General features: G+C 68.9%; 26 protein-coding genes. 8 read left to right on the top strand and 18 right to left on the bottom strand.

The genetic code is table 11. The features are described from left to right. Positions 1–3: 3 nt before the first annotated feature. From kynU to AC07PF_RS23905, 6 genes are all read right to left on the bottom strand, one after another. Positions 4–1,311: a kynureninase gene (gene kynU / locus AC07PF_RS23930; RefSeq protein ID WP_007848994.1), complete on the bottom strand. Its 1,308-nt coding sequence runs from the start codon at positions 1,309–1,311 to the stop codon at positions 4–6. Positions 1,312–1,336: 25 nt separating this feature from the next. Next, a complete protein-coding gene (kynB, locus tag AC07PF_RS23925) occupies positions 1,337–1,993 on the bottom strand; it encodes an arylformamidase (RefSeq protein ID WP_494613515.1) in 657 nt (218 codons plus the stop codon). Between the two features lie 94 nt (positions 1,994–2,087). After that, on the bottom strand, positions 2,088–2,420 hold the full coding sequence (locus tag AC07PF_RS23920) for a YkgJ family cysteine cluster protein (RefSeq protein ID WP_007848991.1): 333 nt from the start codon (positions 2,418–2,420) through the stop codon (positions 2,088–2,090). A 102-nt stretch (positions 2,421–2,522) separates the two neighbouring features. Then, positions 2,523–3,203, bottom strand: a complete 681-nt coding sequence (locus AC07PF_RS23915) for an HD domain-containing protein (protein WP_007848990.1) — start codon at positions 3,201–3,203, stop codon at positions 2,523–2,525. Positions 3,204–3,214: 11 nt separating this feature from the next. Beyond that, the gene (argF, locus tag AC07PF_RS23910; RefSeq protein ID WP_494613514.1) at positions 3,215–4,123 is read right to left on the bottom strand and encodes an ornithine carbamoyltransferase; all 909 of its coding nucleotides are present in this window, start codon (positions 4,121–4,123) and stop codon (positions 3,215–3,217) included. Between the two features lie 33 nt (positions 4,124–4,156). Then, on the bottom strand, positions 4,157–5,353 hold the full coding sequence (locus tag AC07PF_RS23905; protein WP_494613513.1) for an aspartate aminotransferase family protein: 1,197 nt from the start codon (positions 5,351–5,353) through the stop codon (positions 4,157–4,159). A 257-nt stretch (positions 5,354–5,610) separates the two neighbouring features. Between AC07PF_RS23905 and AC07PF_RS23900 the strand changes: the two genes are divergently transcribed. Beyond that, entirely contained in the window at positions 5,611–5,949 is a 339-nt protein-coding gene (locus tag AC07PF_RS23900; RefSeq protein ID WP_007848984.1) for a DUF3579 domain-containing protein, read from the top strand. Positions 5,950–6,157: 208 nt separating this feature from the next. Here the strand turns inward: AC07PF_RS23900 and rpsT are convergent, their stop codons facing one another. Continuing rightward, on the bottom strand, positions 6,158–6,457 hold the full coding sequence (gene rpsT, locus AC07PF_RS23895; protein ID WP_007848982.1) for a 30S ribosomal protein S20: 300 nt from the start codon (positions 6,455–6,457) through the stop codon (positions 6,158–6,160). Positions 6,458–6,741: 284 nt separating this feature from the next. On the opposite strand from rpsT, the gene murJ reads away from it, so the two are divergent. Continuing rightward, positions 6,742–8,307, top strand: coding sequence for a murein biosynthesis integral membrane protein MurJ (gene murJ, locus AC07PF_RS23890; RefSeq protein WP_494605093.1), 1,566 nt, complete (start codon positions 6,742–6,744; stop codon positions 8,305–8,307). A gap of 89 nt (positions 8,308–8,396) precedes the next feature. Beyond that, a complete protein-coding gene (locus AC07PF_RS23885) occupies positions 8,397–9,248 on the top strand; it encodes a SirB1 family protein (protein ID WP_007848975.1) in 852 nt (283 codons plus the stop codon). A 37-nt stretch (positions 9,249–9,285) separates the two neighbouring features. On the opposite strand, the gene AC07PF_RS23880 is transcribed toward AC07PF_RS23885, so the two are convergent. Next, positions 9,286–10,128, bottom strand: coding sequence for a ParB N-terminal domain-containing protein (locus AC07PF_RS23880; protein WP_494605089.1), 843 nt, complete (start codon positions 10,126–10,128; stop codon positions 9,286–9,288). A 65-nt stretch (positions 10,129–10,193) separates the two neighbouring features. After that, positions 10,194–11,252, bottom strand: coding sequence for a transporter (locus AC07PF_RS23875; protein WP_494605087.1), 1,059 nt, complete (start codon positions 11,250–11,252; stop codon positions 10,194–10,196). Positions 11,253–11,423: 171 nt separating this feature from the next. Here AC07PF_RS23875 and ppk2 point away from each other — a divergent pair, with 171 nt between their 5' ends. Next, the gene (gene ppk2 / locus AC07PF_RS23870; protein WP_494613512.1) at positions 11,424–12,338 is read left to right on the top strand and encodes a polyphosphate kinase 2; all 915 of its coding nucleotides are present in this window, start codon (positions 11,424–11,426) and stop codon (positions 12,336–12,338) included. A 32-nt stretch (positions 12,339–12,370) separates the two neighbouring features. On the opposite strand, the gene AC07PF_RS23865 is transcribed toward ppk2, so the two are convergent. From AC07PF_RS23865 to AC07PF_RS23840, 6 genes are all read right to left on the bottom strand, one after another. Beyond that, positions 12,371–12,754, bottom strand: coding sequence for a response regulator (locus AC07PF_RS23865; RefSeq protein ID WP_007848966.1), 384 nt, complete (start codon positions 12,752–12,754; stop codon positions 12,371–12,373). Next, entirely contained in the window at positions 12,751–13,275 is a 525-nt protein-coding gene (locus AC07PF_RS23860) for a GAF domain-containing protein (RefSeq protein ID WP_494613511.1), read from the bottom strand. Before AC07PF_RS23860 ends, AC07PF_RS23865 begins: the two co-directional genes overlap by 4 nt. A gap of 62 nt (positions 13,276–13,337) precedes the next feature. Beyond that, complete coding sequence (locus AC07PF_RS23855) at positions 13,338–14,342, bottom strand: GlxA family transcriptional regulator (RefSeq protein ID WP_494613510.1); 1,005 nt, start codon at positions 14,340–14,342, stop codon at positions 13,338–13,340. Beyond that, complete coding sequence (locus AC07PF_RS23850; protein ID WP_494613509.1) at positions 14,324–14,953, bottom strand: DJ-1/PfpI family protein; 630 nt, start codon at positions 14,951–14,953, stop codon at positions 14,324–14,326. Before AC07PF_RS23850 ends, AC07PF_RS23855 begins: the two co-directional genes overlap by 19 nt. Before the next feature lie 37 nt (positions 14,954–14,990). After that, entirely contained in the window at positions 14,991–15,773 is a 783-nt protein-coding gene (locus AC07PF_RS23845; RefSeq protein WP_494613508.1) for a carbon-nitrogen hydrolase family protein, read from the bottom strand. A gap of 14 nt (positions 15,774–15,787) precedes the next feature. Beyond that, the gene (locus AC07PF_RS23840; protein WP_007848957.1) at positions 15,788–16,354 is read right to left on the bottom strand and encodes a cysteine hydrolase family protein; all 567 of its coding nucleotides are present in this window, start codon (positions 16,352–16,354) and stop codon (positions 15,788–15,790) included. Positions 16,355–16,638: 284 nt separating this feature from the next. On the opposite strand from AC07PF_RS23840, the gene AC07PF_RS23835 reads away from it, so the two are divergent. After that, on the top strand, positions 16,639–17,745 hold the full coding sequence (locus AC07PF_RS23835) for an extracellular catalytic domain type 1 short-chain-length polyhydroxyalkanoate depolymerase (protein ID WP_494613507.1): 1,107 nt from the start codon (positions 16,639–16,641) through the stop codon (positions 17,743–17,745). Between the two features lie 8 nt (positions 17,746–17,753). Here AC07PF_RS23835 and AC07PF_RS23830 read toward each other — a convergent pair whose 3' ends face one another. The 3 genes from AC07PF_RS23830 to AC07PF_RS23820 all read right to left on the bottom strand — a co-directional run bounded on the left by AC07PF_RS23830 (position 17,754) and on the right by AC07PF_RS23820 (position 21,250). Next, positions 17,754–18,899, bottom strand: a complete 1,146-nt coding sequence (locus AC07PF_RS23830) for an AI-2E family transporter (RefSeq protein ID WP_007848952.1) — start codon at positions 18,897–18,899, stop codon at positions 17,754–17,756. A 14-nt stretch (positions 18,900–18,913) separates the two neighbouring features. Continuing rightward, positions 18,914–19,957 (bottom strand): phosphoribosylformylglycinamidine cyclo-ligase, encoded by a 1,044-nt coding sequence (purM, locus tag AC07PF_RS23825; protein ID WP_035202055.1) that lies wholly within the window; start codon positions 19,955–19,957, stop codon positions 18,914–18,916. Positions 19,958–20,032: 75 nt separating this feature from the next. Beyond that, positions 20,033–21,250 carry an MFS transporter gene (locus tag AC07PF_RS23820; protein WP_007848947.1) on the bottom strand — a complete coding sequence of 406 codons (1,218 nt, stop codon included), beginning with the start codon at positions 21,248–21,250 and terminating at the stop codon, positions 20,033–20,035. 270 nt (positions 21,251–21,520) lie between these two features. Here AC07PF_RS23820 and hda point away from each other — a divergent pair, with 270 nt between their 5' ends. From hda to pcnB, 3 genes are read left to right on the top strand one after another with little or no spacing between them, the layout of a single operon-like run. Continuing rightward, positions 21,521–22,222 carry a DnaA regulatory inactivator Hda gene (gene hda / locus AC07PF_RS23815; protein WP_007848944.1) on the top strand — a complete coding sequence of 234 codons (702 nt, stop codon included), beginning with the start codon at positions 21,521–21,523 and terminating at the stop codon, positions 22,220–22,222. 42 nt (positions 22,223–22,264) lie between these two features. Further along, positions 22,265–22,969: a histidinol-phosphatase gene (locus AC07PF_RS23810; protein WP_494613506.1), complete on the top strand. Its 705-nt coding sequence runs from the start codon at positions 22,265–22,267 to the stop codon at positions 22,967–22,969. Then, positions 22,966–24,612, top strand: a complete 1,647-nt coding sequence (gene pcnB / locus AC07PF_RS23805) for a polynucleotide adenylyltransferase PcnB (RefSeq protein ID WP_494605070.1) — start codon at positions 22,966–22,968, stop codon at positions 24,610–24,612. The genes AC07PF_RS23810 and pcnB overlap by 4 nt, the downstream gene beginning before the upstream one ends. Positions 24,613–24,620 lie beyond the last annotated feature (8 nt).

The raw sequence follows: 24,620 nt of genomic DNA, 5'->3' as shown, positions 1-24,620 counted from the left end.
GGCTCAGGTCACCGCATGGATCTGGTTGAACTCGGGGCGCTGCCACTCGGCCGCTTCGAGCACCTGGCGCAGGTGCTCCACGGCGTTCCACACGTCCTCGTAGCCGATGTACAGCGGCGTGAAGCCAAAGCGCAGGATGTCCTTGTGCGGGCCCTGGCCGCCATCGCCCTTGCGGAAGTCGCCGATCACGCCGCGCGCGATCAGCGCCTGCACGATGGCATAGGCACCGCTGCCCTGGCCATTCAGGCCCTGGCCCTCGTCGCGTGTCAGGCACACCTGCGAGCCGCGCTGTGCGTGCGCAACCGGCGTGGCCAGGCCCAGGCCGTGGCCGGCGCAGCGCTCCTGCACCAGGGCGATGAACAGGTCCGTCAGCGCCAGCGACTTGGCGCGCAGCGCGGCCATGCCGCCCAGCGGTTGGGCCGCGTCGAACACGTCCAGGCCGCACTGCAGGGCCGACAGGCTGATGATGGGCTGCGTGCCGCACAGGTAGCGCGTGATGCCGGGGGCCGGCTGGTAGTCCGGCGTGAACTGGAACGGGGCGGCATGGCCCCACCAGCCCGACAGTGGCTGCCAGAAGCGGTTGGCATGGCGCGGGTGCACCCAGGCGAAGGCCGGTGCGCCCGGGCCGCCATTGAGGTACTTGTAGCCGCAGCCGATGGAGAAATCGGCGCCTGCACCGTTCAGGTCCACCGGCACGGCGCCCGCGCTGTGCGCCAGGTCCCACACGGTGAGGATGCCGGCTGCATGCGCGGCGGCCGTGGTGCCTGCCATGTCGTGCATGGCGCCGGTGCGGTAGTTCACGTGGGTGAGCATCAGCACGGCCACGTCGGCTGTCAGTGCGGCGGCGATCTCCTCGGGCTCCACCAGCACCAGCTCCAGCCCGCGCTCCCTGCACAGGCCTTCGGCGATGTACAGGTCGGTCGGGAAGTTGCTGCGCTCGCTGACCACGCGCTTGCGCGCCGGGCTGTCCTCGCGGGCGATGTTGAGCGCGGCGCTCAGCACCTTGTAGAGGTTGATGGAGGTGCTGTCGGTGCAGACCACCTCGTCCTTGCCCGCGCCGATGAAGGGCGCGAGCTGGTTGCCCAGGCGCTGCGGCAGGTCGAACCAACTGGCGGTGTTCCACGAGCGGATGAGGTCGGTGCCCCATTCGCGCGTGACCACGTCGGCCACGCGGGCCGCAGCCGCCTTGGGCAGCACGCCCAGGGAGTTGCCGTCCAGGTAGATCACGCCCTCGGGCAGGCTGAAGTGCCCGCGCAGCGGGGCCAGGGGGTCTTGCGCGTCGAGCGCGCGGCAGTCTTGCAGGGTGGTCATGGGAGTCGCGGGTTAGGTCTTGGAATCAGGCCAGGGCGCGCAGCACGGCGCGCACGGGGGAGGCGTCGGCCGTGGTGAGCTTGAGCGGCAGGGCGATCAGTTCGTAGTCGCCCTCGGGCACGCCGTCGAGTACCAGGTTCTCCAGCACGCGCAGGCCGCGCTGGCGGATCACCTGGTGGCTGTCCAGGGTCTTGCTGTCGGCCGGGTCGATGCTGGCGGTGTCGATGCCCACCAGCAGCACCCCGAGGTCGGCCAGGCGCGCGATGGTGGCCGGGGCATAGGCGGCCAGGGCCCCATCCCAGCGGTCCACCGGCATGGTCTCGTAGGTGCGCACCAGCACGCGCTGGGGCAGGGTGGCATCGACCGCATGGGCGATGTGCTCCCACTCGATCAGCGGGCCACGGCCGATGGCATGGATGACGCGGCAGGGGCCGAGGAAGGCCTCCAGCGACACGTCACCGATGGTGGCGCCCTCGGCGTCGTAGTGCAGCGGCGCATCGGCATGTGCGCCCACGTGGGGCGAGAGGGTGATGGCGCTCACGTTCACCGGGCAGCCGGGCCCGATCGTGGCGCACCACTGCTGGCTGTAGGCCGTGTCGCCGGGAAACACGGGGCTGCCCGCATGCACGGGCGGCGAAATGTCCCAGAGCTGGCGTGCGTTGGGGGTGTGGCTTGCTTGCATGGGACAAAGTTTGCATGTCCCGGAAAACCCGTGGTGTCGGTTATTTCCAACAGCAGGGGGATTTTTTGTTGAAGCCTAAACTAGTTTGGACCGGTCAGAAAACCAGGCCTTCTGCCAGGGGCGGCAGCCCGTGGCGCGTGCGTGCCTTGTTGCAGGCATGGTCACCGGCCTCGAATTCGCGGCAGGGTGAGGGCCGCCACTCGTAGATGCCGCAGGCCGCCTTCTCGCCCACTGTGCCGGTGAGCGCTGCGCAGCGCGCGGGCACGTGGTCCGTGCCGCGCATGCGGCAGGTGCTCTCGGTGACCTCGACGGCCAAGCCGCCGGGCACGGTGCCACCCATCTCCTGCATCTCGTGGACCGAAAAATCCACGCGAAAGCTCGCGCAGCAGGCGCCACAGGTCAGGCAGGGGTGGGCGGATTCGGACATACGAAAGCGTGCCGCGGTGGGCTCAAGGGACTTGTCGAGGGGCTGAGATGGTACGCCAGCGGTCTGCCGCCGGGCCGCTTGCCAGGGTGATCGCGTCGGGTTTCAGCCGTACAGCCGGCCCTGTGCCAGTGCTGCCAGGGCGTTCGCCAGGTTGGCGCGCGCCTGCGCCTCATGGCGATCGTGGAACCACTCGGTGCCGTAGATACGTGGCCGCTCCAGAAACCCCCGCAGCACCGCGCTGCGGCCCGCCACATAGCGCGGCCAGCGCACGAAGAAATACTCGCGCCGCACGTTCCGCTCGAACTGGCGGTACACCGCGTCGCTCTGGCCCAGCACCGCCAGATCGATGTCCACCACCCACTGCGCATCGCCGCCGAGCGGGCCGGGGTTGTGGCGCGTGTCCAGGATGAACTGGTGCACCGCCTGTACCAGCGCGGGCGGCAGGCCCTGGGCGTTCAGAAAGCGGCTGGCCCAGTCGGCGCTGCGCTCTTCGTTCAGCCCGCCCCACGGGCGGTACACGGCGTCGTGGTACCACAGGGCCAGTGCCACGGCATGCGGCTGCTGCAGCGCGCCGGGCTCGGCGGCCTGCACTGCCTGCAGGTGACGCAGGCAGGCCCACAGGTGCGTGGTGCCATGGTAGGCGCGTGGCCAGCGCGCCCAGGCCAGCACCAGGCGGCGGCCTTCGCTGCGCCAGGCGGGCCTGTCGTGGCCCAGGTCCCGGCCCAAGGCCTGCCAGTGCGCCAGCAATTCGGCGCAGTGGGCAGGCTGGCGGCGCCAGGGCATGGTGAATGAACTCAGGTGACTTTGCCCAACAGCAGGTACTCCATGAGTGCCTTTTGCGCGTGCATCCTGTTTTCTGCCTCGTCCCAGACCACCGATTGGGGCCCATCGATCACGTCCGCTTCCACTTCTTCTCCGCGGTGCGCAGGCAGGCAGTGCATGAACAGCGCATCGGGCCTGGCGACGGCCATCATCTCGGCATCCACGCACCAGTCGGCAAAGGCCTTCTTGCGCGCTTCGTTCTCGGCCTCGTAGCCCATGCTGGTCCACACGTCGGTGGTCACCAGGTCGGCGCCCTTGCAGGCTTCGAGCGGGTCGCTGAAGAACTGGTAGCTGCCGGCGGTGGCGCCGGCCAGCTTCTCGTCCACCTCGTAGCCGCGCGGTGTGCTCACATGCACCTTGAAGCCCAGCAGCGCCGCTGCCTGCAGCCAGGTGTTGGCCATGTTGTTGCCGTCGCCCACCCAGGCCACCGTCTTGCCCGCAATCGAGCCGCGGTGCTCGATGAAGGTGAAGATGTCGGCCAGGATCTGGCAGGGGTGGTACTCGTTGGTCAGGCCGTTGATCACCGGCACGCGCGAGTTGGCGGCAAAGCTCTCGATCTTGCTCTGCTCGTAGGTGCGGATCATCACCAGGTCCACCATGCGGCTGATGACCTTGGCGCTGTCCTCGATGGGCTCGGCGCGGCCGAGCTGGCTGTCGCCCGTGGTCAGGTGCACCACGCTGCCGCCCAACTGGTACATGCCGGCCTCGAAGCTCACGCGCGTTCGGGTGCTGGCCTTCTCGAAGATCATGGCCAGCGTGCGGTCCACCAGGGGGTGGTGCTTTTCGTAGGCCTTGAACTTCTTCTTGATGAGCGCGGCACGCTCGAACAGGTAGGTGTACTCGTCGGCGCTGAGATCGTTGAACTGCAGGTAATGTTTCATGGCATTGCGGCGCGCTCCGTGCGCGCCCAGGGTTTATTCGGCCAGCAAGGCTTTGACCAGCGGGACCAGCTTGGCGACGATCTCGTCGGCCTCGGCGGTGGACAGGATCAGCGCGGGCACCAGGCGGATCACCTTGTCGGCCGTCACGCTCAGCAGCAGGCCGGCTTCGGCCGCCTGGGCCACCAGCACGCCGCAGGGCTTGTCCAGTTCCACGCCCAGCATCAGGCCCTGGCCGCGCACTTCCTTGACCCCGGGCAGGCTGCCCAGTTCGCGCACGAGCGCGGCCTTCAGGTGCTCACCCACGGTGGCTGCATTGTGCAGCAGACCGTCCTCTTCCATGATGCGGATGGTTTCCACACCGGCGCGCATGGCCAGCGGGTTGCCGCCGAAGGTCGTGCCATGGTTGCCAGGCTGCAGCACATTGGCGGCCTTGGGGCCGGCCACGACAGCGCCGATCGGCACGCCCGAGCCCAGGCCCTTGGCCAGGGGCATCACGTCCGGCACGATGCCGGCCCACTGGTGGGCGAACCACTTGCCGGTGCGGCCCATGCCGCACTGCACCTCGTCGATCATCATCAGCCAGCCGCGCTCATCGCACAGCGTGCGCAGCTGCTGCAGGTACTCGATGCGCATCGGGTTGATGCCGCCTTCGCCCTGGATGGTCTCGAAGAACACGGCCACCACGTTGGGGTTGCCCTCGGTGGCCTGCTTGATGGCCTCGATGTCGTTCAGCGGCACGCGCACGAAGCCTTCCACCAGCGGGCCGAAGCCGTTGTGGATCTTGGGGTTGCCGGTGGCCGACATGGTGGCGATGGAGCGGCCATGGAAGGCCTTCTCGTAGACCACGATCTCGGGCTTGGCGATGCCCTTGTCCACGCCGTACTTGCGCGCGATCTTCAGGGCCGCCTCGTTGGCCTCCAGGCCCGAGTTGCAGAAAAACACATTGGTCATGCCCGACAGCTCCACCAGCTTGGCGGCCAGGGCTTCCTGGCCGGGCACGTGGTAGTAGTTGGACGAATGGATGATCTGGCTGATCTGGTGCTGCAGCGCGGGCACCAGCTGCGGGTGGTTGTGGCCCAGGGTGTTCACGGCAATGCCGCCCAGGCCATCGAGGTATTCCTTGCCGTTCACGTCCCACACGCGGCAGCCCTGACCGCGGGCCAGCGCGATGGGCACGCGGCCATAGGTGTTCATCACGTGGGGCGAGGCGGCCTCAATGAAAGCGGTCATGCAGAAATCTCCTGGCGGTGCGGTGAAAAGTGGGTGGCCCGGTTGTCTGGCCCACCCGAAAAGCGAAGCACGATTCTAGGGGCCATGCGATGACCCGCTGTTGACGATTGCGCATCACTGCAATGCGCTCGGCCGGTGATGCCATGCCCTCCAGTCAGGTTTAGAGGGGTAGCTCTTATATAAGAGTTAGAATCCATGGTTGCAGTGCAGCATGCAGTGATCCTGTGGTTGCAGGCTGTCCATTACACTTCGACCCGATGGTTTCCCCCACCTCCAAAGAGATCTTCATCCAAGGCGTTACCCATGACGGGAAAACCTTCCGTCCCAGCGACTGGGCCGAGCGTCTGGCGGGGGTGATGAGCAGTTTTCGCCCGGGCGGAGCACGGCCGGGCAGCCACCTGAGCTACTCGCCCTGGTGCATTCCCACCACCTTCGATGGCGTCAAGTGCGTGGTGGTGCACCGCGACCTGCGCGACCACGAGCCCATGGCCTGGGATTTCGTCGTCAATTTCGCGCGCGACAACAACCTGCAGGTGGTCGAGGCCTGCCTGGTGCCGGACGCCCCCATCCCCACCCCTCCTGCCGCCAAGACCTGAGGCGCCGGGCTTCTGTGCCCCCCCCGTGCATGCGAACCAAGCCCCCTCGGGGCTTTTTTTGTGCCTGGACGGTGCTGGCCACTCCTAAATTCGGAGCCCGGAAACGAAAAAACCGCCCAGAGGGCGGTTTCTCGTTTTTTTTGCTGGCAGCGCACCCGTTACAAACGGCGAACGGCGCGGGCCGTTCGGGCTGTTTGCCTGAAGAGGGTCAGGCGGCCAGGGCCAGGGCTTTCACCTTGGCAGACAGACGGCTCTTGTCGCGAGCAGCCTTGTTCTTGTGGAAGATGCCCTTGTCGGCCACGGAGTCCACCACGGCTTGCATCTTGGCGAACAGTTCGGTCGCCTTGGTCTTGTCGCCGGTCAGAACAGCCTTTTCGACGTTCTTCACAGCGGTACGGTATTTGGAGCGCAGCGAGGTGTTCGCGGCGTTGAGTTTCGTGTCCTGACGGACGCGCTTGCGGCCCGACGCCAGGCGCGGGTTCTTCTTCTTGGGTTTAGCGGATGCCATTGTGTGTTTCCTTAAGGTCTGAGGATGATGCCAGCAAAGCCCGCGATTATAGCCCAGACGGCCAGCCAAGCCTAGAGAGCGGCACCTGAAGGGGCGCGGAAGGGCTTTTGGTAAGCGGGTGCAACGCCGGCAGCCGCTTCCCACGGGCCTTGCAAACTTCATCCTGCCCTCACGGGCCCTTTGCACACTGCCTCTTTTATCCCCCTTCGGAAGATCCCTTGGCACCTCCCCTGCCCACCCCCGCTGCGGCCGCCGTGCGCCCGCCAGCGCATACACTCCCGGCGGTGTCATTGCTCAAAGCCGCCTCCACCGTCTCCCTGCTGACCCTGGCCTCCCGCGTGACGGGCCTGGCGCGCGATCTCCTGATGGCCTCCTTCTTCGGGGCCAACGCCCTGACGGACGCCTTCAACGTCGCCTTCCGCATTCCCAACCTGTTTCGCCGCTTCTTTGCCGAGGGGGCGTTCAGCCAGGCCTTCATCCCGGTGCTGGCCACTTCCAAGGCCCAGCAGGGCGAGGACGCCACGCGCGTGCTCATCGCCAACGTGGCCACGGCCCTGGCCTGGGTGCTGCTGCTGACCTGCGTGCTCGGCGTGGTGGGGGCTCCGGTGCTGGTCTGGGCCCTGGCCAGCGGCATGCGCCAGAGCCCCGAGGCCTACGACGCCGCCGTGCTCATGACGCGCTGGATGTTCCCCTACATCGGCTTCATGTCGCTGGTGGCGCTGTCGGCCGGCGTGCTCAACACCTGGAAGCACTTCACCGTGCCGGCGGCCTCGCCCGTGCTGCTCAACCTGTCGATGATCGGCGCGGCGCTGCTGGGCGCCCCCCAGCTCGAGGCGCGCGGCATCGAGCCCATCTACTCCATGGCCGGCGGCGTGCTGCTGGGCGGGGTGCTGCAGCTGGCGGTGCAGATCCCGGTGCTGGCGCGCATGGGCCTGTTGCCGCGCATCGGCGTCAGCTGGCGCGCCATCCGCACGGCCTGGGCCGACCCGGGCGTGCGCAAGGTGCTGTCGCTCATGGGCCCCATCCTGCTGGGCGTGGGCGTGGCGCAGATCTCGCTGATGATCAACACCCAGATAGCGTCCTACCTGGCGCCGGGCAGCGTCACCTGGCTGTTCTATGCCGACCGGCTGATGGAGTTCCCGACCGCGCTGCTGGGCGTGGCCCTGGGCGTGGTGCTCACGCCGCAGCTCACGGCCGCCAAGGCCGCGGGCGATGCCGAGAAATACTCGGCCATGCTCGACTGGGGCCTGCGCATCGTGGTGCTGCTGGCCGTGCCCTGTGCCGTGGCGCTGCTCACCTTCTCCAAGCCGCTGGTGGCCACGCTGTTCCACTACGGCAAGCTGGCCGACGGCGACGTGGGCCAGATCGCGATGGCCCTGTCGGGCTACGGTGCGGGCCTGCTGGGCCTGGTGGCCATCAAGGTGCTGGCCCCGGGCTACTACGCCAGCCAGGACGTGCGCACGCCGGTGAAGATCGCCATCTCGGTGCTGGTCATCACGCAGCTGCTCAACATCGCGCTCGTGCCCTGGATCGCGCACGCCGGCCTGGCCCTGTCCATCGGCCTGGGTGCCCTCATCAATGCGCTGTGGCTGCTGATCGGCCTGCTGCGCCGCGGCAGCTACCAGCCGCAACCGGGCTGGTGGCGTTTTGCACTGCAGGTGGTGGCCGCCAGCGCGCTGCTGACGCTGCTGCTGGTGTGGTCGTCGCAGCATTTCGACTGGGTCGCCATGCGCAGTGCCAAATGGCAGCGCATCGGTTTGCTGGCACTGCTGATGGGGGCCTCGGCCGCGCTGTATTTCGGCGCCCTGTGGGCGGCGGGCCTCAAGCTGCGCAAGATGCTGCGGCGCTGAACCGGCAGACCGGTGGCGAAGCGAAATAACCCTCTACCGCGTGACTTTTGCAGCTTGACGCGGCGGGGGCAGAACCTTACAACCTTGTCATGCCACTGAGCCTGACCGTACCGACCTCGCTGGAGTACTTTGCATCGCTGGTGCAAAGCGATGACCATTTCCCCCTGCTGGAGGCTGCCGCAAGCCTGGCGCAGGACGAGTACCCCGAATTCGACGTGCAATTGCTGCTGGGCGACATGGACCAGCTGCAGGCGCGCATCAAGCGCCGCCTGCCGGCCGATGCGCCCGCGCTGCAGCGTCTGCGCACGCTCAACCAGTTCTTCTTTGCCGACATGGGGTTCGGCGGCAACGTCAACAACTACTACGACCCCGAGAACAGCTACCTCAATGCCGTGCTGCGCACGCGCCGGGGCATTCCCATCAGCCTGGCCGTGCTGTGGATGGAGCTGGCCCAGGGCCTGGGCCTGCATGCGCGCGGCATCGCCTTCCCGGGGCATTTCATGGTCAAGGTGCTGCTGCCCAAGGGGCAGGTGGTGCTGGACCCGATCACCGGCCAGTCCCTGAGCCGCGAGGAGCTGGGCGAGCGGCTCGAACCCTACAAGCGCCGCAACGGCCTCATCGACGACTACGACGTGCCGCTGGGCCTGTACCTGCAGGCGGCCACGCCGCGCGACATCATCGCGCGCATGCTGCGCAACCTCAAGGAGGTGCACCGCACCCAGCAGGACTGGCAGCGCCTGATCGCGGTGCTCGACCGCCTGATCGTGCTGCAGCCCGAGGCCTGGGGCGAGTGGCGCGATCGCGGGCTCGCGCACGCCGAGCGCGGCAACCTGACCGAGGCCATCTTCGACCTGGAAACCTACCTCCAGCATGTGGAGGATGGCCTGGACATCGACCACGTCACGGAACGGCTCGGCGCCCTGCGCAGCGCGAACGAATAGGCGCGAACCGTTTTTCGCGCCGGGCTGGCTGTCGGCCTCAGCCCTGCAGCCGGGCCAGTTCGGCGCGCAGCGCCTCGTTCTCGGCGGTCAGCTCGGCCACGCGCAGGCGCAGGGCCTGCAGTTCGCCGCTGGCCGCAGCCGATTCCTGCGCGGGGGCTTCGTCCGCGGCTTCCTTGTCTTCGCGCGGCTTGCGCTGCTTGGCATCGCGCACGCGCTTGGCGGCCTGCTTGAGCTCGTCCTTGCCGCCCTTGGCCGCAGCCACCTGCTCCTCGGCCGGCAGGGTGGCCACGGTGGCGGCCGTGGCCAGCGAGATGGTGCCGGACTTGACGGCTGCCACCAGCTCGGGTGCTGCCTGCTTCTGGATCTTTTCGATGGCCACCACCTGGCTGCTGCTCAGGCGCGCCGCGCGGGCAATCGCCTCGCGGCTGCTCAGGCTCTCGGAGGGCACGTCCGCCTCGGGGGCGGGCGGTGGGGGCGCGGCTACCGGGCCATCGGAAGACCAGGGCAGGTCGGCCTCGTCCACCGGCTCGGGCGGGATGGCGGCGGCGCGGCTGCGGCGCGCGGCCACGATCTCGCGCTTGCGCAGGGCCAGCACGCCACGCTGGAAGTCCGAGACGCTGCGGCGGCCCAGGTGCTGGTCGATCATCCACAGGTGCACGTCTTCCATGCTCTGGAAATGCGTGTTCTGCACCGTCTGGAAAGGCAGGCCGTGCTTCTGGCAGATGCCGTAGCGGTTGTGGCCATCCACCAGCACATCGCCCCAGAGCACCAGGGCATCACGGCAGCCCTCGGCCAGCAGGCTGCGTTCCAGGGCGTCGTGCTCGTCGCGGGTCAGGGGATCGATGTAGGCTTTGAGTTCTTCGTTGACGACGATGTTCATGGTGGCGCGAAATCCGGGGAGCAGGGCAAGGGGCGGGATTGTAATGGGCCGCCCTGCGGCAGCTCCTACCGGTCCCGGGGTCCGCGCAGGGCGATCCAGGCCGCCACCGGCATGAACACCACCAGCAGGCCGACGATGATCCAGAAGCCGTGCGGGCTGTCGGCCAGCGGCACGCCGCCCACGTTCATGCCGAGCAGGCCGGTCAGGATGTTGATGGGCAGCGCCAGCACCGTCACCACGGTCAGCACGAACAGGCTGCGGCTGTTGGCCTCCTGCACGTTGGCGGCGACCTCTTCCTGCAGCAGCTTGATGCGCTCCTGCAGGCCCTGCATGTCACGCAGCACCACCGAGAACTCCTCGGTCGAATCGCGCAGCTCCTGCGCATCCTCGGCGCCCATCCAGGCCGGCGGGTTCTGCAGCAGGCGGAACAGGGCCGCGGGCTCGGGTGCCAGCAGGCGCTGCAGGCGCACCAGCAGCCGGCGCAGCACGCCCAGGCGCGCGCGCTTGTGGTCCAGCCGGCTGGCGAGCAGCTCGTCCTCGATGCGGTCGATGCGCTGCGTGACGCCGCGCACGATGTCCACCAGGCCCCCGGCCTGGGTGCGCATGAGCTGTTCGAGCAGGGCCACGCTGGAGCGTGGCGAATGCCCATTGCGCACGGCGGTGCGCAGCGCGTCCACCGAGCGCAGCGGGTGGGCCCGGGCCGTCACCACCAGCTGGGGCGCCACGCTGATCCACAGCGTGGCGATGTCGAAGGGCTCGAAGGCGAAATCGAAATGCGCGTCGTTGAGCACGGCGATCAGCGTGTCGTCGTCGCGCTCGATACGGGTGGAGTGCGAGCCGTCCTTGAGCGCCTCGAAAAAGGCGTCGGGCAGCCCGGCATGGCGCTCCATCCAGCGCACCGCCTGGGTGTGGCTGAGGTTGAAATGCAGCCAGACGAAGGGCAGGGCCTCGCCGTCCCCGGCCGGGATGGCGGGCGGCTGGCCGAGCGACTGCAGCCACTGCGCGGCCTCCACCGAGTCGATGGCCTGTGGCGCACCCATGGTGCCCATGCGGTAGCCGCAGATCAGGCCTGCGGCATCGCCCCCATAGTTCTGTCCTGCGGTACTGGCGGCGGGTGCATTCATGGAAAGCGGAAAAAGGAGCGGAAAAGTCGCCACGGTGGCGGGACGTGCCAGCACATGGCTGCCGATATTGCTGTTACCGCATGACAGCGGTGTGACACTTCATGTGGGTGTCATGCATTTGTCACCGGGCGGGCGCATCATGGGAAACCCCTTATCTGCCCCTCCGACGCCATGTTCCAGAACGCCCCCATCGATGCACAGGACCTGATGCAGCGCATCGCCAACGACCTGATCGACAGCTACGACGAAGAGCTGGAGCTGGAGATCGAGGACCGCAACGTGGACGATGTCGGTGACCTGGTGCCGACCGACAGGCATGCACGCCAGCTGTATTTCAAGGAGCTGTTCCGCCTGCAGGGCGAGCTCGTGAAGCTGCAGGACTGGGTGCAGCACAGCCGCCAGAAGGTGGTGATCCTGTTCGAGGGCCGCGACGCGGCCGGCAAGGGCGGCGTCATCAAGCGCATCACCCAGCGCCTGAACCCGCGCGTGGCCCGCGTGGCGGCACTGCCCGCACCCAACGACCGCGAACGCACGCAGTGGTACTTTCAGCGCTATGTGGCGCACCTGCCGGCTGCCGGCGAGATGGTGCTGTTCGACCGCAGTTGGTACAACCGTGCCGGCGTCGAGCGCGTCATGGGCTTTTGCACCGACGACGAGTACGAGGAGTTCTTTCGCACCGTGCCCGAGTTCGAGAAGATGCTCGTGCGCTCGGGCATCACGCTGGTGAAGTACTGGTTCTCCATCACCGACGAAGAGCAGCACCTGCGCTTCCTGGGTCGCATCCACGACCCGCTCAAGCAATGGAAGCTCAGCCCCATGGACCTGGAAAGCCGCATCCGCTGGGAGGCCTACACCAAGGCCAAGGAAACCATGCTCGAGCGCACCCACATCCCCGAGGCCCCGTGGTGGGTGGTGCAGGCCGTGGACAAGAAGAAGGCGCGCCTGAACTGCATCTCGCACCTGCTGTCGCAGTTTCCCTACCAGGATGTACCCCACCCCCCCGTGGTGCTGCCCGAGCGCGTGCGCAACCCCGAATACCTGCGGCAGCCGGTTCCCGCCAACATGTATGTCCCTGATTCGTACTGAGGCCGCGCCGGGCAGGTGTGCGGCGAGGCCGGTCAGGTGTTCCTCAGCAACTCGATGGTGGAGATCACATCCTTCACCTTGAAGGGCTTGAGCAGCACGCGGCGCACGCGCAGCGCCTTCATCTGCTCTGCGGTGGTGGCGTCCACCTCCGAGGTGGTCACGGCCACCGGCACGGACGAGGCCACGGCCAACTGCGAGGCGCGCACGCTTTCCAGCAACTGCACGGCCTCCTGCCGTTCTTCCAGCGACACAATGACGCCTGCAAAATCCCGCTGCGCCAGCTGTTGCTGCGCGGTGCGCACGCTCGCCACCTGCCGCACTTCGGGCAGCGACAACTGCCGAGCGGTGGAAACGATGATGCTGCCGGTCAGCATGCTGGGCTCCACCAGCAGGATGCCCTTCGCTGCGCCGCTCATGGATTCCGATCCTCGTTGTCAGGCGCTGGCTCGGCATGGCGCCGCATGAGCTCCTCCACCGCCAGGTCGCGCAGCGAAGCCAGGATGGCCAAGTCCACCCGGTCCAGGTCACGCGGCTGCTGGTCGATGATGCACAGGGTGCCGATGCTCTCGCCGCTGGGCAGCTTGAGCGGGGCGCCGGCGTAGAACTGGATGCCCGGCCCGCCGGTCACCAGCGGGTTGTCGGCAAAGCGCTGGTCTTTCGCGGCGTCGGGCACGACCATGGTCTCGTCCTTGAGGATGGCATGGGCGCAGAACGAGATGTCGCGTGCCGTTTCAGGAGCATCCAGCCCCACCTTCGCCTTGAACCACTGGCGCTCGGTGTCGATCAGCGAGATCAGCGCGATGGGCATGTCGAATTCCTGCGCAGCGAAGGCCACGATGCGGTCGAACCGCTCCTCGGGCGGCGTGTCCAGGATCAGCAGTTGGCGCAGGGCCTGCAGGCGCTCGTCTTCGTTGGCAGGGGTGGGCGGCTCTTGCATGTCGATCAGGCATTCCAAACGCACGGAATGCCATTATGTTCCGCGATAGCGCAAGCCTGCGGTCAGTGGCGGGTCGCCACCTCCCGTGCCGGTGTGCCGGGGCGGCCGAACTGGTGCCAGGCGCGGCGCAGCTGCGTGTCCGAGCTGAAGCCCGCCAGCGCTGCGGCCTGCGTCACGTTGTGGCCCGATTGCAGGGCCGCCTCGGCAGCAGCCAGGCGGATGCGGCGCAGGTATTCCAGCGGCGCGATGCCCGCATGCTCCAGGAACAGCCGGTTCAGGTGCCGCGGCGAGGTGTGCGCCACCTCGGCCATGGCGCCCACGTTCCAGGGCGCCTGGGGTTGCTGGCCCACGGCATCCTGCACGCGGTGCAGGGCCCCATGCAGGTGGTTGCGGTGGTGCAGGAAGGGCGAGAGCTCCGGGTCCTGCGGGCCACGGCGCAGGGCCACCACCATGGTCTGGGCCACCTGGGCGGCAATCGCCGGGCCACAAGCGTCGGCAATGCGGTAGAGCATCAGGTCGATGCCGGTGGTCACGCCCGCACTGCTGTGCAGGGCGCCGTCGTGCACGAACACGCGGTTGGCCACCACGTCGCAATGCGGGTCCACCTCGGCCAGCTCGCCCAGGTGCTGGTGGTGGGTGGTGGCGCGCCGGCCGGCCAGCAGGCCCGCGTGCGCGGCCAGCACGGCACCCGCGCAGATGGTGACCAGCTCCAGCCGGCCCGTGGCCAGGCGCATGCCGCGCAGCCAGTGCAGCAGGTCGCGGGCCTCGCTGTTGTCCACCGCGATGGACTTGCCCGGCAGGCCCACCAGCACCACCCAGGCCGGCTGGGGCAGGGGGCAGGGCAGGGGTTCCAGCCCCGTCAGCATGGCCCCCACCGAGGTCACCGCCTGCGGCGTGGGGGCCGTGAAATGCTGCACGAAGCGTTCGGGCTGGCCCTGGGCGCGCAGCAGCTGGTTGGCGATGCGCAGCGCCTCGGCCGGTCCGGCCCAGTCCAGCACCAGACTGCCGGGCAGCAGTGCGAAGTAGACGTGGATCGGGGCGTGCGGTGTCAGGGGCTGGGGTTCCATGGCGTGTCCATCTGGCGGGCGGTGCGCTCGGAAAGCGCCCGGCCCGCCAGGCGCGTGACCAGGTGCAGGGACATGTCGATGCCGGCACTGATGCCGGCCGACGTGACCAGTGCCCCGCGGTCCACCCAGCGCACATTCTCCTGCACGTCGAGCGCCGGGAACTGCGTGCGCAGGTCGGCAATGTCCTCCCAGTGCGTGGTGGCCGGCCCCTCGGTCAGCACGCCGGCCGCGGCCAGGATGAAGGCGCCCGTGCAGACCGAGGCGGTGAGTTGCGCGCCCGCGGCCGCCCGGGCCACCCAGGCACGTGTCTCGGCGCAGGCGGCGGCCGCATCGACCACGCCGCCGGGCACGATCAGCACGTCCGGTGCGGCGGCCGTGGCGAAGTCAGCATCGGGCAGCACGCGCAGGCCGGCGCGCGCCTGCACGGGCTGCAGGCTGCGCGCCACGCACTGCACGGCAAAAGGCGTGGGCGCGCCGGGCTGCAGGCGCTGCTGCATGCGGCAGGCCGTGGTGAAGACTTCGTAGGGGCCGCCCAGGTCCAGGGCTTCGACATCGTCGAACACCAGGATGGAGACTTGCAGGGGGCGTTGGTCAGGGGATACGGTGGTCATGGGTGGGGCAGTGGCGGTCAAAGGGAAAGAAGGGGGCTCAGCGCCGCGGCGCTGGCGGGGCGAATACATAGCGCGGGTAGGTGCTGCGGGCGGCTGCGGCCAGCGCCGGGTCCACGTCCACCGTGCAGAAGGGCTGGTCCGCGCTGGTGCGGGCGAGCAGGGCACCGTCGGGGCTGATCGCCCAGCCGGCACCGCCGTAGGTGCCGGCGGCGTGGTCGACCCGGTTCGACGAGAGGCTGTAGGCACCGGTGCGCACCGCGGCCACGGTGCCCATGGCCAGCCACTTGGCGGTGGTCGCCGCGGCGGTGGCGCGCGGCGAGAGGATGGCCTCCACGCCCAGGGCCGCATAGCCGGCATAGGTTTCAAGCGCCCAGAGCTCGGTGCAGATGCTCAGCCCAAAGCCCAGGGGGCCGGCCGTGAAGCGCGCAAACTCGGCATCGCCACGCTCGAACCAGGTGGCCTCCCAGCCGCCGGGCTCCTCGGGCAGGTGGAACTTGCGCCGCAGCGGCTGGTAACCGGCCTCGTCCGACCAGGCAAAGCCTTCGTTGTAGTGCCGCCCATCCACGGTGACCGGGCGGGCGCCCACCACCCGGGCGGCGCCCAGTTCGTGCAGCCGGGCGGTCCAGGCGTCGCTCAATGCCACGGCCGCCGCCCAGCGCGCGGGTTCGAACGGCGTGGACTCCCACACCGGCTCCACGAAGGCGAATTCGGGCAACAGCACGAGCTCGGAACGCTCACTGCGCACATGGGAGCACAGGGCCCCCCAGGCGGGTTCGAGCAAGGCGGGCTGGCAGGGCAGTTCGCAGACGGTGGCGCGCATGGCGGTCTCCCGGTTCAGCCTGCGGCCGCGGCGGCGGCCAGGGCCTCGTCCACCGTGCGCAGCGTGGCGAAGCGGCCTGCCAGCACGGTGGCGGTGCGGGCCTTGATGTCGGCGGCGGGCAGGGTGCGGCCATCGGGCTGCACCATGTCCCAGGTCAGCGTGGCATCCACGACATAGTCCACCTCCCAACCCAGGTCCGAGGCATGGCGCGTGGTGGTCTCGCAGCACTGTTCTGTGCGGATGCCGCTCACGATGAGGCGCTGGATGCCATGGCGCGTGAGCCAGACATCCAGGCCCGTGCCCACCAGCGCGCTGTGGCGCGACTTGGTGAAGGTGGCCGCCGCGTCGAAGGCGGCCAGCCCGTCGAGCGCCCGCACATGGCCGGATTCGATGGCGAAGGCATTGCTGGCATCGGCCGGGCCTTCACTGTGGAACACGCGCACCACGGGGATGCCCTGCGCAACGCAGCCCTCGATCAGCGCGTTCTGCGCCGCCAGGTAGGCTGGCAGATCGTCCGCCGTGAAATAGGGGCGCTGGCGGAAGGATTCCTGCACATCAATCACAATCAGACAGTTTTTCATGGGAGTGGCCTTCGGCTTCGGGTTGCAATCCACGTATCTTCCGCCTGAAAAATCGTACCGTCCCAACAGGCCTGGACATCTATCGATCAATTTCCGCCATGACTTAGGGGTGAGCGGCGATGGTGGAGGTCGTCCATCTGCCAAATACCCCGGTTTTCAGGTCGAGTGGCTTCAAGGCAAAGGCCTGCTTGCTATTGATTGGATAGCGTCAGGCGGGTGAAGCCATAAGCTGCTATGGTGTATAGGGTTTTCCCTATATATGGATAGCACCCGCACATCTGCCCATGGCCCGCCGCTCTCGCCTCTTCTCGCTGTCCGCGCTCACCCGCGCCTACCAGCGCAACCTCAAGGCCTTCGAGAAGGCGGCCAAGCCCATGCGCAAGCAGGCCGCCAAGGCCCTCAGGGCCGTGCCCAAGCTGGCCACGGCGGCCCAGCCCATGCCGCGCTTGCGCACGGTGGCACCCCGGCCGCGCAAGCCCCGGCCGGTGGCGGGCGAGTGGCTGGCCGGCATTGCGCCCGGGCCTGCCGGTGCGCGGCGCTTTCACCTCTACATTCCCCCCGGCCTGGCACTCGGCAAGGGTGAGACCCTGCCGCTGCTGGTCATGCTGCATGGTTGTGGCCAGACCGGGCGCGACCTGGCGCTCAGCTCGCGCATGAATCGGCTGGCGGCGCGCAAGCGCTTTCTGGTGCTCTACCCCGAGCAGGAGCGGCTGGCCAATGCCCATGGCTGCTGGAACTGGTTCGAACGCCGCAATGGCAAGGCCGACGCCGAGGCCGCCACCCTGCTGGCGGCCGTGGACCAGGTGGCGCGCCGCCATCCGGTGGACCTGGACCGCGTGGCGGTGGCGGGCCTGTCGGCCGGCGCCAGCATGGCGGCCCTGCTGGGCGCCACCTACCCGGAGCGCTTTTGCGCCGTGGCCATGCACTCGGGCGTGGCCCCCGGCACGGCCGAATCGGCTGCCACGGCCATGGCCGCCATGCACGGCAAGCGCGAGGCGCACCTGCCCGATCCGCCGGGTGCCAGCGCCCTGGTGCCAGGCCTGCGCATCGACGGCACGCCCTTGCCGCGGCTGCCGCCCCTGATGATCCTGCACGGCGATGCGGACAACGTCGTGTCCTCGCGCAATGCCGCGGCCACGGCTGCGCTCTGGGCCGAGTCGCTGGGCGCGCGCGAGGGCATGGCGCGCACGCTGCAGCGCGGCAAGCGCCATGCCATGCGGGTGACGGAATACCGGGCGCGTTCGCGCAGCGTGGTGGTGGTGCGCGAAATCCTCGGCCTGGGCCACGCCTGGAGCGGTGGCACGGCCGATCTACCCTACAGCGATCCGGCGGGGCCGGATGCCTCGGCCCTGGTCTGGGCCTTTGTTTCGCGCCAGTTCATGCAAAAGTGAGCGATTGCTCACACCAGGCGCGCTGCAACCAGTTCCTTCTTCAGGTAGGCGTAGAACAGCGGGGCCGCTACCAACCCGGCGGGGCCGAATACTGCCTCGGCCACGAACATCACGCTGAGCAATTCCCACACGCCCATGTGCGTGCGCCGGCCCACGACCTTGGCGTTGATCACGTACTCGGCCTTGTGGATCAGGATCAAAAAGCCCAGGCAGGCCGCGGCCGCCAGCGGCGACACCGACAGGCCCACGATGGTGATCACCGCATTGCACAGCAGGTTGCCGACGATGGGCACCAGACCGGCCACGAAGGTCAGCGTGATCAGCACCGGGGTGTAGGGCAGCTCCAGCTTCCAGATGGGCAGCACGAACAGCAGGAACAGCGCCGTGAGCAGGGTGTTGAAGCTGGCGATCCAGAACTGCGCCGCGACGATCTGGCGGAAGGCCTCGCCCAGCAGGGTGATGCGCTGCTGCAAGGCGATGGCCAGGGGCCCGCGCGGCGGGGCCGGCGGCCGCACGGCCGCGAGCGCGCCGATCAGCAGGCCCACATAGGCAAACAGCAGCCCGGCCAGCCAGGCGCGCCCGGCCATGGCCAGGGCGCCGGCCTTGGCCCCCAGGTAGCTGGCGATGATGCGCTGGATCTCTGCTGCGCCCTCGGGCAGGTGGCTGGCCATGTCGGCCGGCAGCTTCAGGCGCAGCTCCAGCACCGTGCGCGCCATGTAGTCGAGCAGTTCGCGGTACTGCTGGGGCGCCTCCACCAGGTAGCCGCGTGAATGGGTGACACCGATGGCCAGCAGCACCAGGGGCGAGAGCATCACCACGGCTGCGGCGGCCAGTTCGGCCATGCGCGGCAGCACCGTGGCCTGCGGCGCCCCGCGGCGCTGGGCCAGTCGCGCCAGCCAGCGCGCCAGCGCCCGGGTGGCCAGGAAGCCCAGGCACACGCACAGCAGGCCAGGCAGCAGGTTGCGCCACATCACCAGCAGCAGCGCGCCGGCCATCAGCAGGTAGCTGGCCAGGGCCACGCCGCGGGGCAGCGGGCCGAAAGGGAGCGGACGGTCTGCCCCGGACAGGGTGGCCGGCACGGCAGGCGTGTCGGGCAGGGGTGCGGGCACGATGTCGGTGCCCGCTTCAGGCGGTTCCAGCGGTGGCTGCGCCATGGCGCTGGGCCGTCTCAGGCAACGACCACGGCGGCGCCGTCACCACGCGGTGCGATGGCACCGATGGTGTAGACCTTCTCGCCGGCAGCGGCCAGCGTGGCGGCCGTGGCGGCGGCGTTGGCGGCATCCACCACCACCACCATGCCGATGCCGTTGTTGAAGGTGCGGTTCATCTCGATGTCGTCGATGCCCGCGGTCTTCTGCAGCCAGGCGAACAGCTCGGTCTGGGGCCAGCTGCCCTTTTGCAGGTGCGCGGCCGTGCCTTCGGGCAGCACGCGCGGGATGTTCTCGAGCAGGCCGCCGCCAGTGATGTGGGCCAGCGCCTTGATGGGGTGGGCGGCCAGCGCGGCCAGCACGTTCTTCACGTACAGGCGCGTGGGCTCCATGATGGCCTGCTTGAAAGGCTTGCCGTCCAGCGTGGCAGGGGTGTCGGCGCCGGCGCGCTCGATGCACTTGCGCACCAGGCTGAAGCCGTTGGAATGGACGCCGTGGCTGGCCAGGCCCAGTACCACGTCCCCGGGCTGCACGTTCTGGCCCGTGAGGATCTTCGATTTTTCGACCGCGCCCACGGCAAAGCCGGCCAGGTCGTATTCGCCGGCGGGGTACATGCCGGGCATCTCGGCGGTTTCGCCGCCGATCAGCGCACAGCCGCTCAGTTCGCAGCCCCGGGCGATGCCGCCGACCACGGCGGCTGCCGTGTCCACGTCGAGCTTGCCGCAGGCGAAGTAGTCGAGGAAGAACAGCGGCTCTGCGCCCTGTACCAGAACGTCGTTGACGCTCATGGCCACCAGGTCGATGCCCACGGTATCGTGCATGTTCCACTCGAAGGCCAGCTTGAGCTTGGTGCCCACGCCGTCGGTGCCGGAGACCAGCACGGGTTCCTTGTAGCGCTTGGGTACTTCGAACAGCGCGCCGAAGCCGCCGATGCCGGCCAGCACACCTTCGCGCATGGTCTTCTTGGCCAGGGGCTTGATGCGTTCGACCAGCGCGTCGCCTGCGTCGATGTCAACGCCGGCGTCTTTGTAGGAAAGGGGAGTGGGGGTCGCGGAAGAGCTCATGGAGGGTGTGGGCTGGTAGGCCCGCAGGGCGGGCTGGAATCCGGGGATTTTAAGGGGCATCGCCGCGCCGGTCGCTCAGCCCTGCCCGGCCGGGGGCTTTGGCGCACGTGCGGCCCGGCGCGCCTGCAGCAGCACGCCGGCCAGCGCCAGGGCGGCAAACAGCATTCCGGCGGCAAACGTGGCGCCCGGGCCCCACCGGTCCCACAGCAGGCCCGCCAGCACGCTGGCCACCAGCAGTGCCCCGCCGCTGACCAGGTTGAACATGCCAAAGGCCGTGCCGCGCAGGTCGGCCGGGGCGGTGGCGGCCACCATGGTGGCCAGCAACCCCTGGGTCATGGCCATGTGCAGCCCCCACAGGGCAATGCCCAGCCAGGCCAGCACGCCGTGGCCGCGCCAGGCCAGCAGGGCGTCGGCGGCGATCAGCACCACCAGCCCCCAGGCCAGCAGCGTGGTGTGGCTCATCCGGTCGGACAGCCGGCCCAGTGGATAGGCACCGAGCGCGAACACCAGGTTCATGAGCACCAGCACCAGGGGCGTCCACGCCAGCGGCAGTCCGTCCTGCTGCAGGCGAAGGAGCAGGAAGGCCTCGCTGAAGCGGGCCAGGGTGAACACGGCGCCCAGCGCCACCACCCACCAGTAGCGTGGCTCCAGGCGGCGCAGGCTCTCGCGGCGAATCGGGTTGGTGCGGGGCGTGCCCGCGGGGCGCTCGGGCTCCCGCACGCCGACCAGCAACAGCAGCACGCACAGCACGGCAGGCAGCACGGCCACCCAGAACACGGCGCGAAAATCGTTGGCCCAGAGCAACATCAGCCCCATGGCGATCAGCGGGCCCAGAAAGGCCCCCACCGTGTCGAGCGACTGGCGCAGGCCGAAGGCGGCGCCCTGCATGCCGGGCGGCGCGAGGTCGGCCACCAGGGCGTCGCGCGGTGCGCCGCGAATCCCCTTGCCGACGCGGTCCAGCAGCCGGGCCGCCACCACCCAACCCACGGTGGAGGCCAGGGCAAACAGCGGTTTCGCGAGGGCACCCAGCCCGTAGCCGAGCACCGCCAGGGGCTTGCGGCGCCCCCACCAGTCGCTCAGCGCCCCCGAAAACACCTTGAGGACCAGTGCCGTGGCCTCGGCAACCCCTTCGATGATGCCCACGGTGAGCATGCTCACCCCGAGTGCCGCGACCAGGAAGACGGGCAGCAGGCTGTGGATCATTTCGGAGGAAATGTCCATGAGCAGGCTCACGAATCCCAGGGCCCAGATGCTGGCGGGAAGGCGTCGGGGGCGGGGCGGAAGGTCGGCCATGGGGGGCTTGGTGGATGGCAATGGAGGTGCGCCGCGTGGCGACGCCGACAGGAGACTAAAATCGGCCATATTGTCGCTGCCGGGATCTTTCGCCGAAGGACCCCCGGGGCAACGCATCGGCCTTGTGCCGCTACCTCCGCCGCGTTCCGCCGCAGTCACCTACGGCCGGACACTTTCAATGCCACCTGTGATGCCGCTGCTGATCCTTTCCCTGCCCGCCGCTCTTGCACCCACCGCCACGGGTTGGCCCCTGCCGCCCGGGTGCCGCGCATGAAGCAACTGGCGCTCGACATCGGCCTGGCCACGGGGCCTACGCTTTCCCGCTTCTTCGCCGGCCCGAACGAGGCTGCCCTGCAACACCTGCGCCTGGCCGCCGGCGTGGGCAGCAGCAACCCGGCCAGCCGCTCGCCCGTGCCCACCTATATCTGGGGCGAATCGGGCAGCGGCAAGTCGCACCTGCTCAATGCCGTGCGCCAGACGCTGCGTGAGCAGGGCGACGCCGTGGGCTGGCTCGACCCCTCCGTGGGCGAGCCACCCGAGTTCGACGAGGCCTGGTCCGCCGTGCTCATGGACGACGTGCACCTGTACAGCACCGCCCAGCAGGCCATGGCCTTCAACTGGTTCGTCAACGCCATCAGCCCGGCCAGCGGCAGCCAGCGCTGGGTCCTGGCCGCAGGCGACCTGCCTCCGGCCGACCTGCCGCTGCGCGACGACCTGCGCAGCCGCCTGGGCTGGGGCCATGTGTTCCAGCTGCAACTGCTGGGCGAGCCCGAGCGCCGCGCCGTGCTGCGCCAGGAGGCCGACGCGCGCGGTGTGTTCCTGAGCGACGATGTCATGGACTACATGCTCAACCGCTTCTCGCGCGACCTGGGTAGCCTCATGCAGCTGCTCGACCAGCTCGATGCCTACGCCCTGCGCGCCCAGCGCGCCATCACCATCCCGCTGCTCAAGGCGATGCTCGAGTCCGAATGAGCACGCACAGCCACCTGCCGGCGCCGGCCGGCACCTGACCGAATGACCACCCCCGATTCCCCGGCCACCCGCCACCGGCTCGCGCTGTTCGACCTGGACCACACGCTGCTGCCGCTCGACTCCGACTACGAATGGGGTGAGTTCACCATCCGCATCGGCTGGAACGATCCCGTCGAGTTCGCGCGCCGCAACGGCGAGTTCTATGCCCACTACCAGGCCGGCACCCTCGACGTGCACGACTATGTGCGCTTTGCCACCGAGGCCGTGCGCCTGCGTGGCCCCGAGGCGGCAGCCGCCGCGCACGAGCAGTTCATGCGCGAGGTCATCACCCCGGCGATCAAACCCCAGGCCCTGGCCCTGGTGCAGCAGCACCTCGCCGCCGGGGACGAGGTGCTGATCGTCACCGCCACCAACGAGTTCGTCACCACGCCGATCGCCCAGGCGCTCGGCGTGCAGCAGCTGCTGGCCGTGCAGCTGGCGCGCGGTGCGAACGGCTGGTACACCGGCGAGATCGACGGCGTTCCCACCATGCGCGAGGGCAAGGTCACGCGCATGGAGCAGTGGCTGGCCGAGCGCCGGCTCACCTGGGGCGATGTCGAAAGCACGTTCTACAGTGACTCGATGAACGACGTGCCCCTGCTCGAAAAGGTCGACCACCCCGTCGCCACCAACCCCGACCCGCGCCTGCGGGCGCTGGCCCAGGAGCGCGGCTGGCGCATACTGGACCTGTTTACTGCACACCCATGATCAAGAAGTTCATCGACAAACTGCTGGGCAAATCGACGCCCGGCACCTCGGGCGGCAAGCCGCATTTCGGCAAGCGCGAAGAGGTGCCTGCCACCGTGCACGGCATCAACCCCGAGCTGGTGGACCGCCGGGCCGCCGAGGTCGTGGCCACGCTCAAGCAGGCCGGCTACGAGGCCTACATCGTGGGCGGCGCGGTGCGCGACCTGCTGCTGGGCCTGCGCCCCAAGGACTTCGACGTGGCCACCAATGCCACGCCCGAGCAGGTCAAGGGGCTGTTCCGCCGCGCCTTCATCATCGGCAAGCGTTTTCGCATCGTGCACGTGGTGCACGGCCGCGGCCGCGAGCACGAGGTGATCGAGGTCTCGACCTTCCGTGCCTACCTGGACAACGCCGCGGCCGGCCAGGTCGCGGGCAACGAGAAGACCAGCAAGCAGCAGCTGTCGGGCATGCAGCATGCCGTGGACGCCAGCGGCCGCGTGCTGCGCGACAACGTCTGGGGCCCGCAGGACGAGGACGCCACGCGCCGCGACTTCACCGTCAACGCCATGTACTACGACCCGGTCAGCCAGGTCGTGGTGGATTACCACAAGGGCATCCAGGACGCCAAGAAGAAGACGCTGCGCATGATCGGCGACCCGGCCACGCGCTACCGCGAAGACCCGGTGCGCATCATCCGCGCCGTGCGCTTCGCGGCCAAGCTCAGCGCGCTGGGCTTCACCATCGAGGCCAAGACGGCCGCGCCGCTGGTGCAGTCGCAGACCCTGCTGGCCGACGTGCCGCAAAGCCGCATGTTCGACGAGATGCTCAAGCTGCTGCAGACCGGCCATGCCATCGCCACCATCGCCCAGCTCAAGAAGCTCGGCATGGCCAAGGGCATCTACCCGCTGCTGGACGTGGCGGTGGAGCGTGCCGACACGCCGTTCGTGAGCGCCGCCCTGGCCGATACCGACCGCCGCGTGGGCGAGGGCAAGCCCGTCGCGCCGAGCTTCCTGCTCGCCTGCGTGCTGTGGGAAGACGTGCGCAACGGCTGGGATGCACGCATGACCAACCAGCGCCAGCATGCCCTGCCCGCGCTGCAGGAGGCCATCGACGAGGTGTTCGACAAGCGCATCGGCGACGTCTCGGGCCGCGGCAAGCTGGCGGCCGACATGCGCGAGATCTGGGTCATGCAACCGCGCTTCGAAAAGCGCGTGGGCAGCACGCCGTTCGGCATGGTCATGCAGCCGCGCTTCCGTGCCGGCTTCGACTTCCTGCGCCTGCGCGCTGACGTGGGCGAGATCGGCGAGGCCCTGGCCGAATGGTGGCAGGACTTCCAGGCCGCCGACGATGACCGCCGCGAAGACCTGATGGACCAGGCCCGCGAAGAACAGAAGGCGCGCCAGCGCGTGGGCCAGCCCACGGCGCGCCGGGTGCCCAAGGCGGCGCCCACGGGCGAAGGCCAGGCGCCGCAAGCACCGAAGCCGCGTGCACCGCGTGCGGCCTCCGCCGACGGCGGGCAGGACGAGGGAGACGACTTCGGGCCGGACCACGGCGGCGATGCCGTGCCACCCGATGGCAGCGCCCCCAAGAAGCGCCGCCGCCGTCGCCGCAAGCCCACGGGCGGTGGTGGCGGTGAAGGCTCTGCCGCGCCTGCGGCCCAGTGAGCGCGCAC

Source organism: Acidovorax sp. GW821-FHT10A04 (genome assembly GCF_059415825.1).
This window is presented reverse-complemented; position numbering and strand designations above follow the sequence as displayed.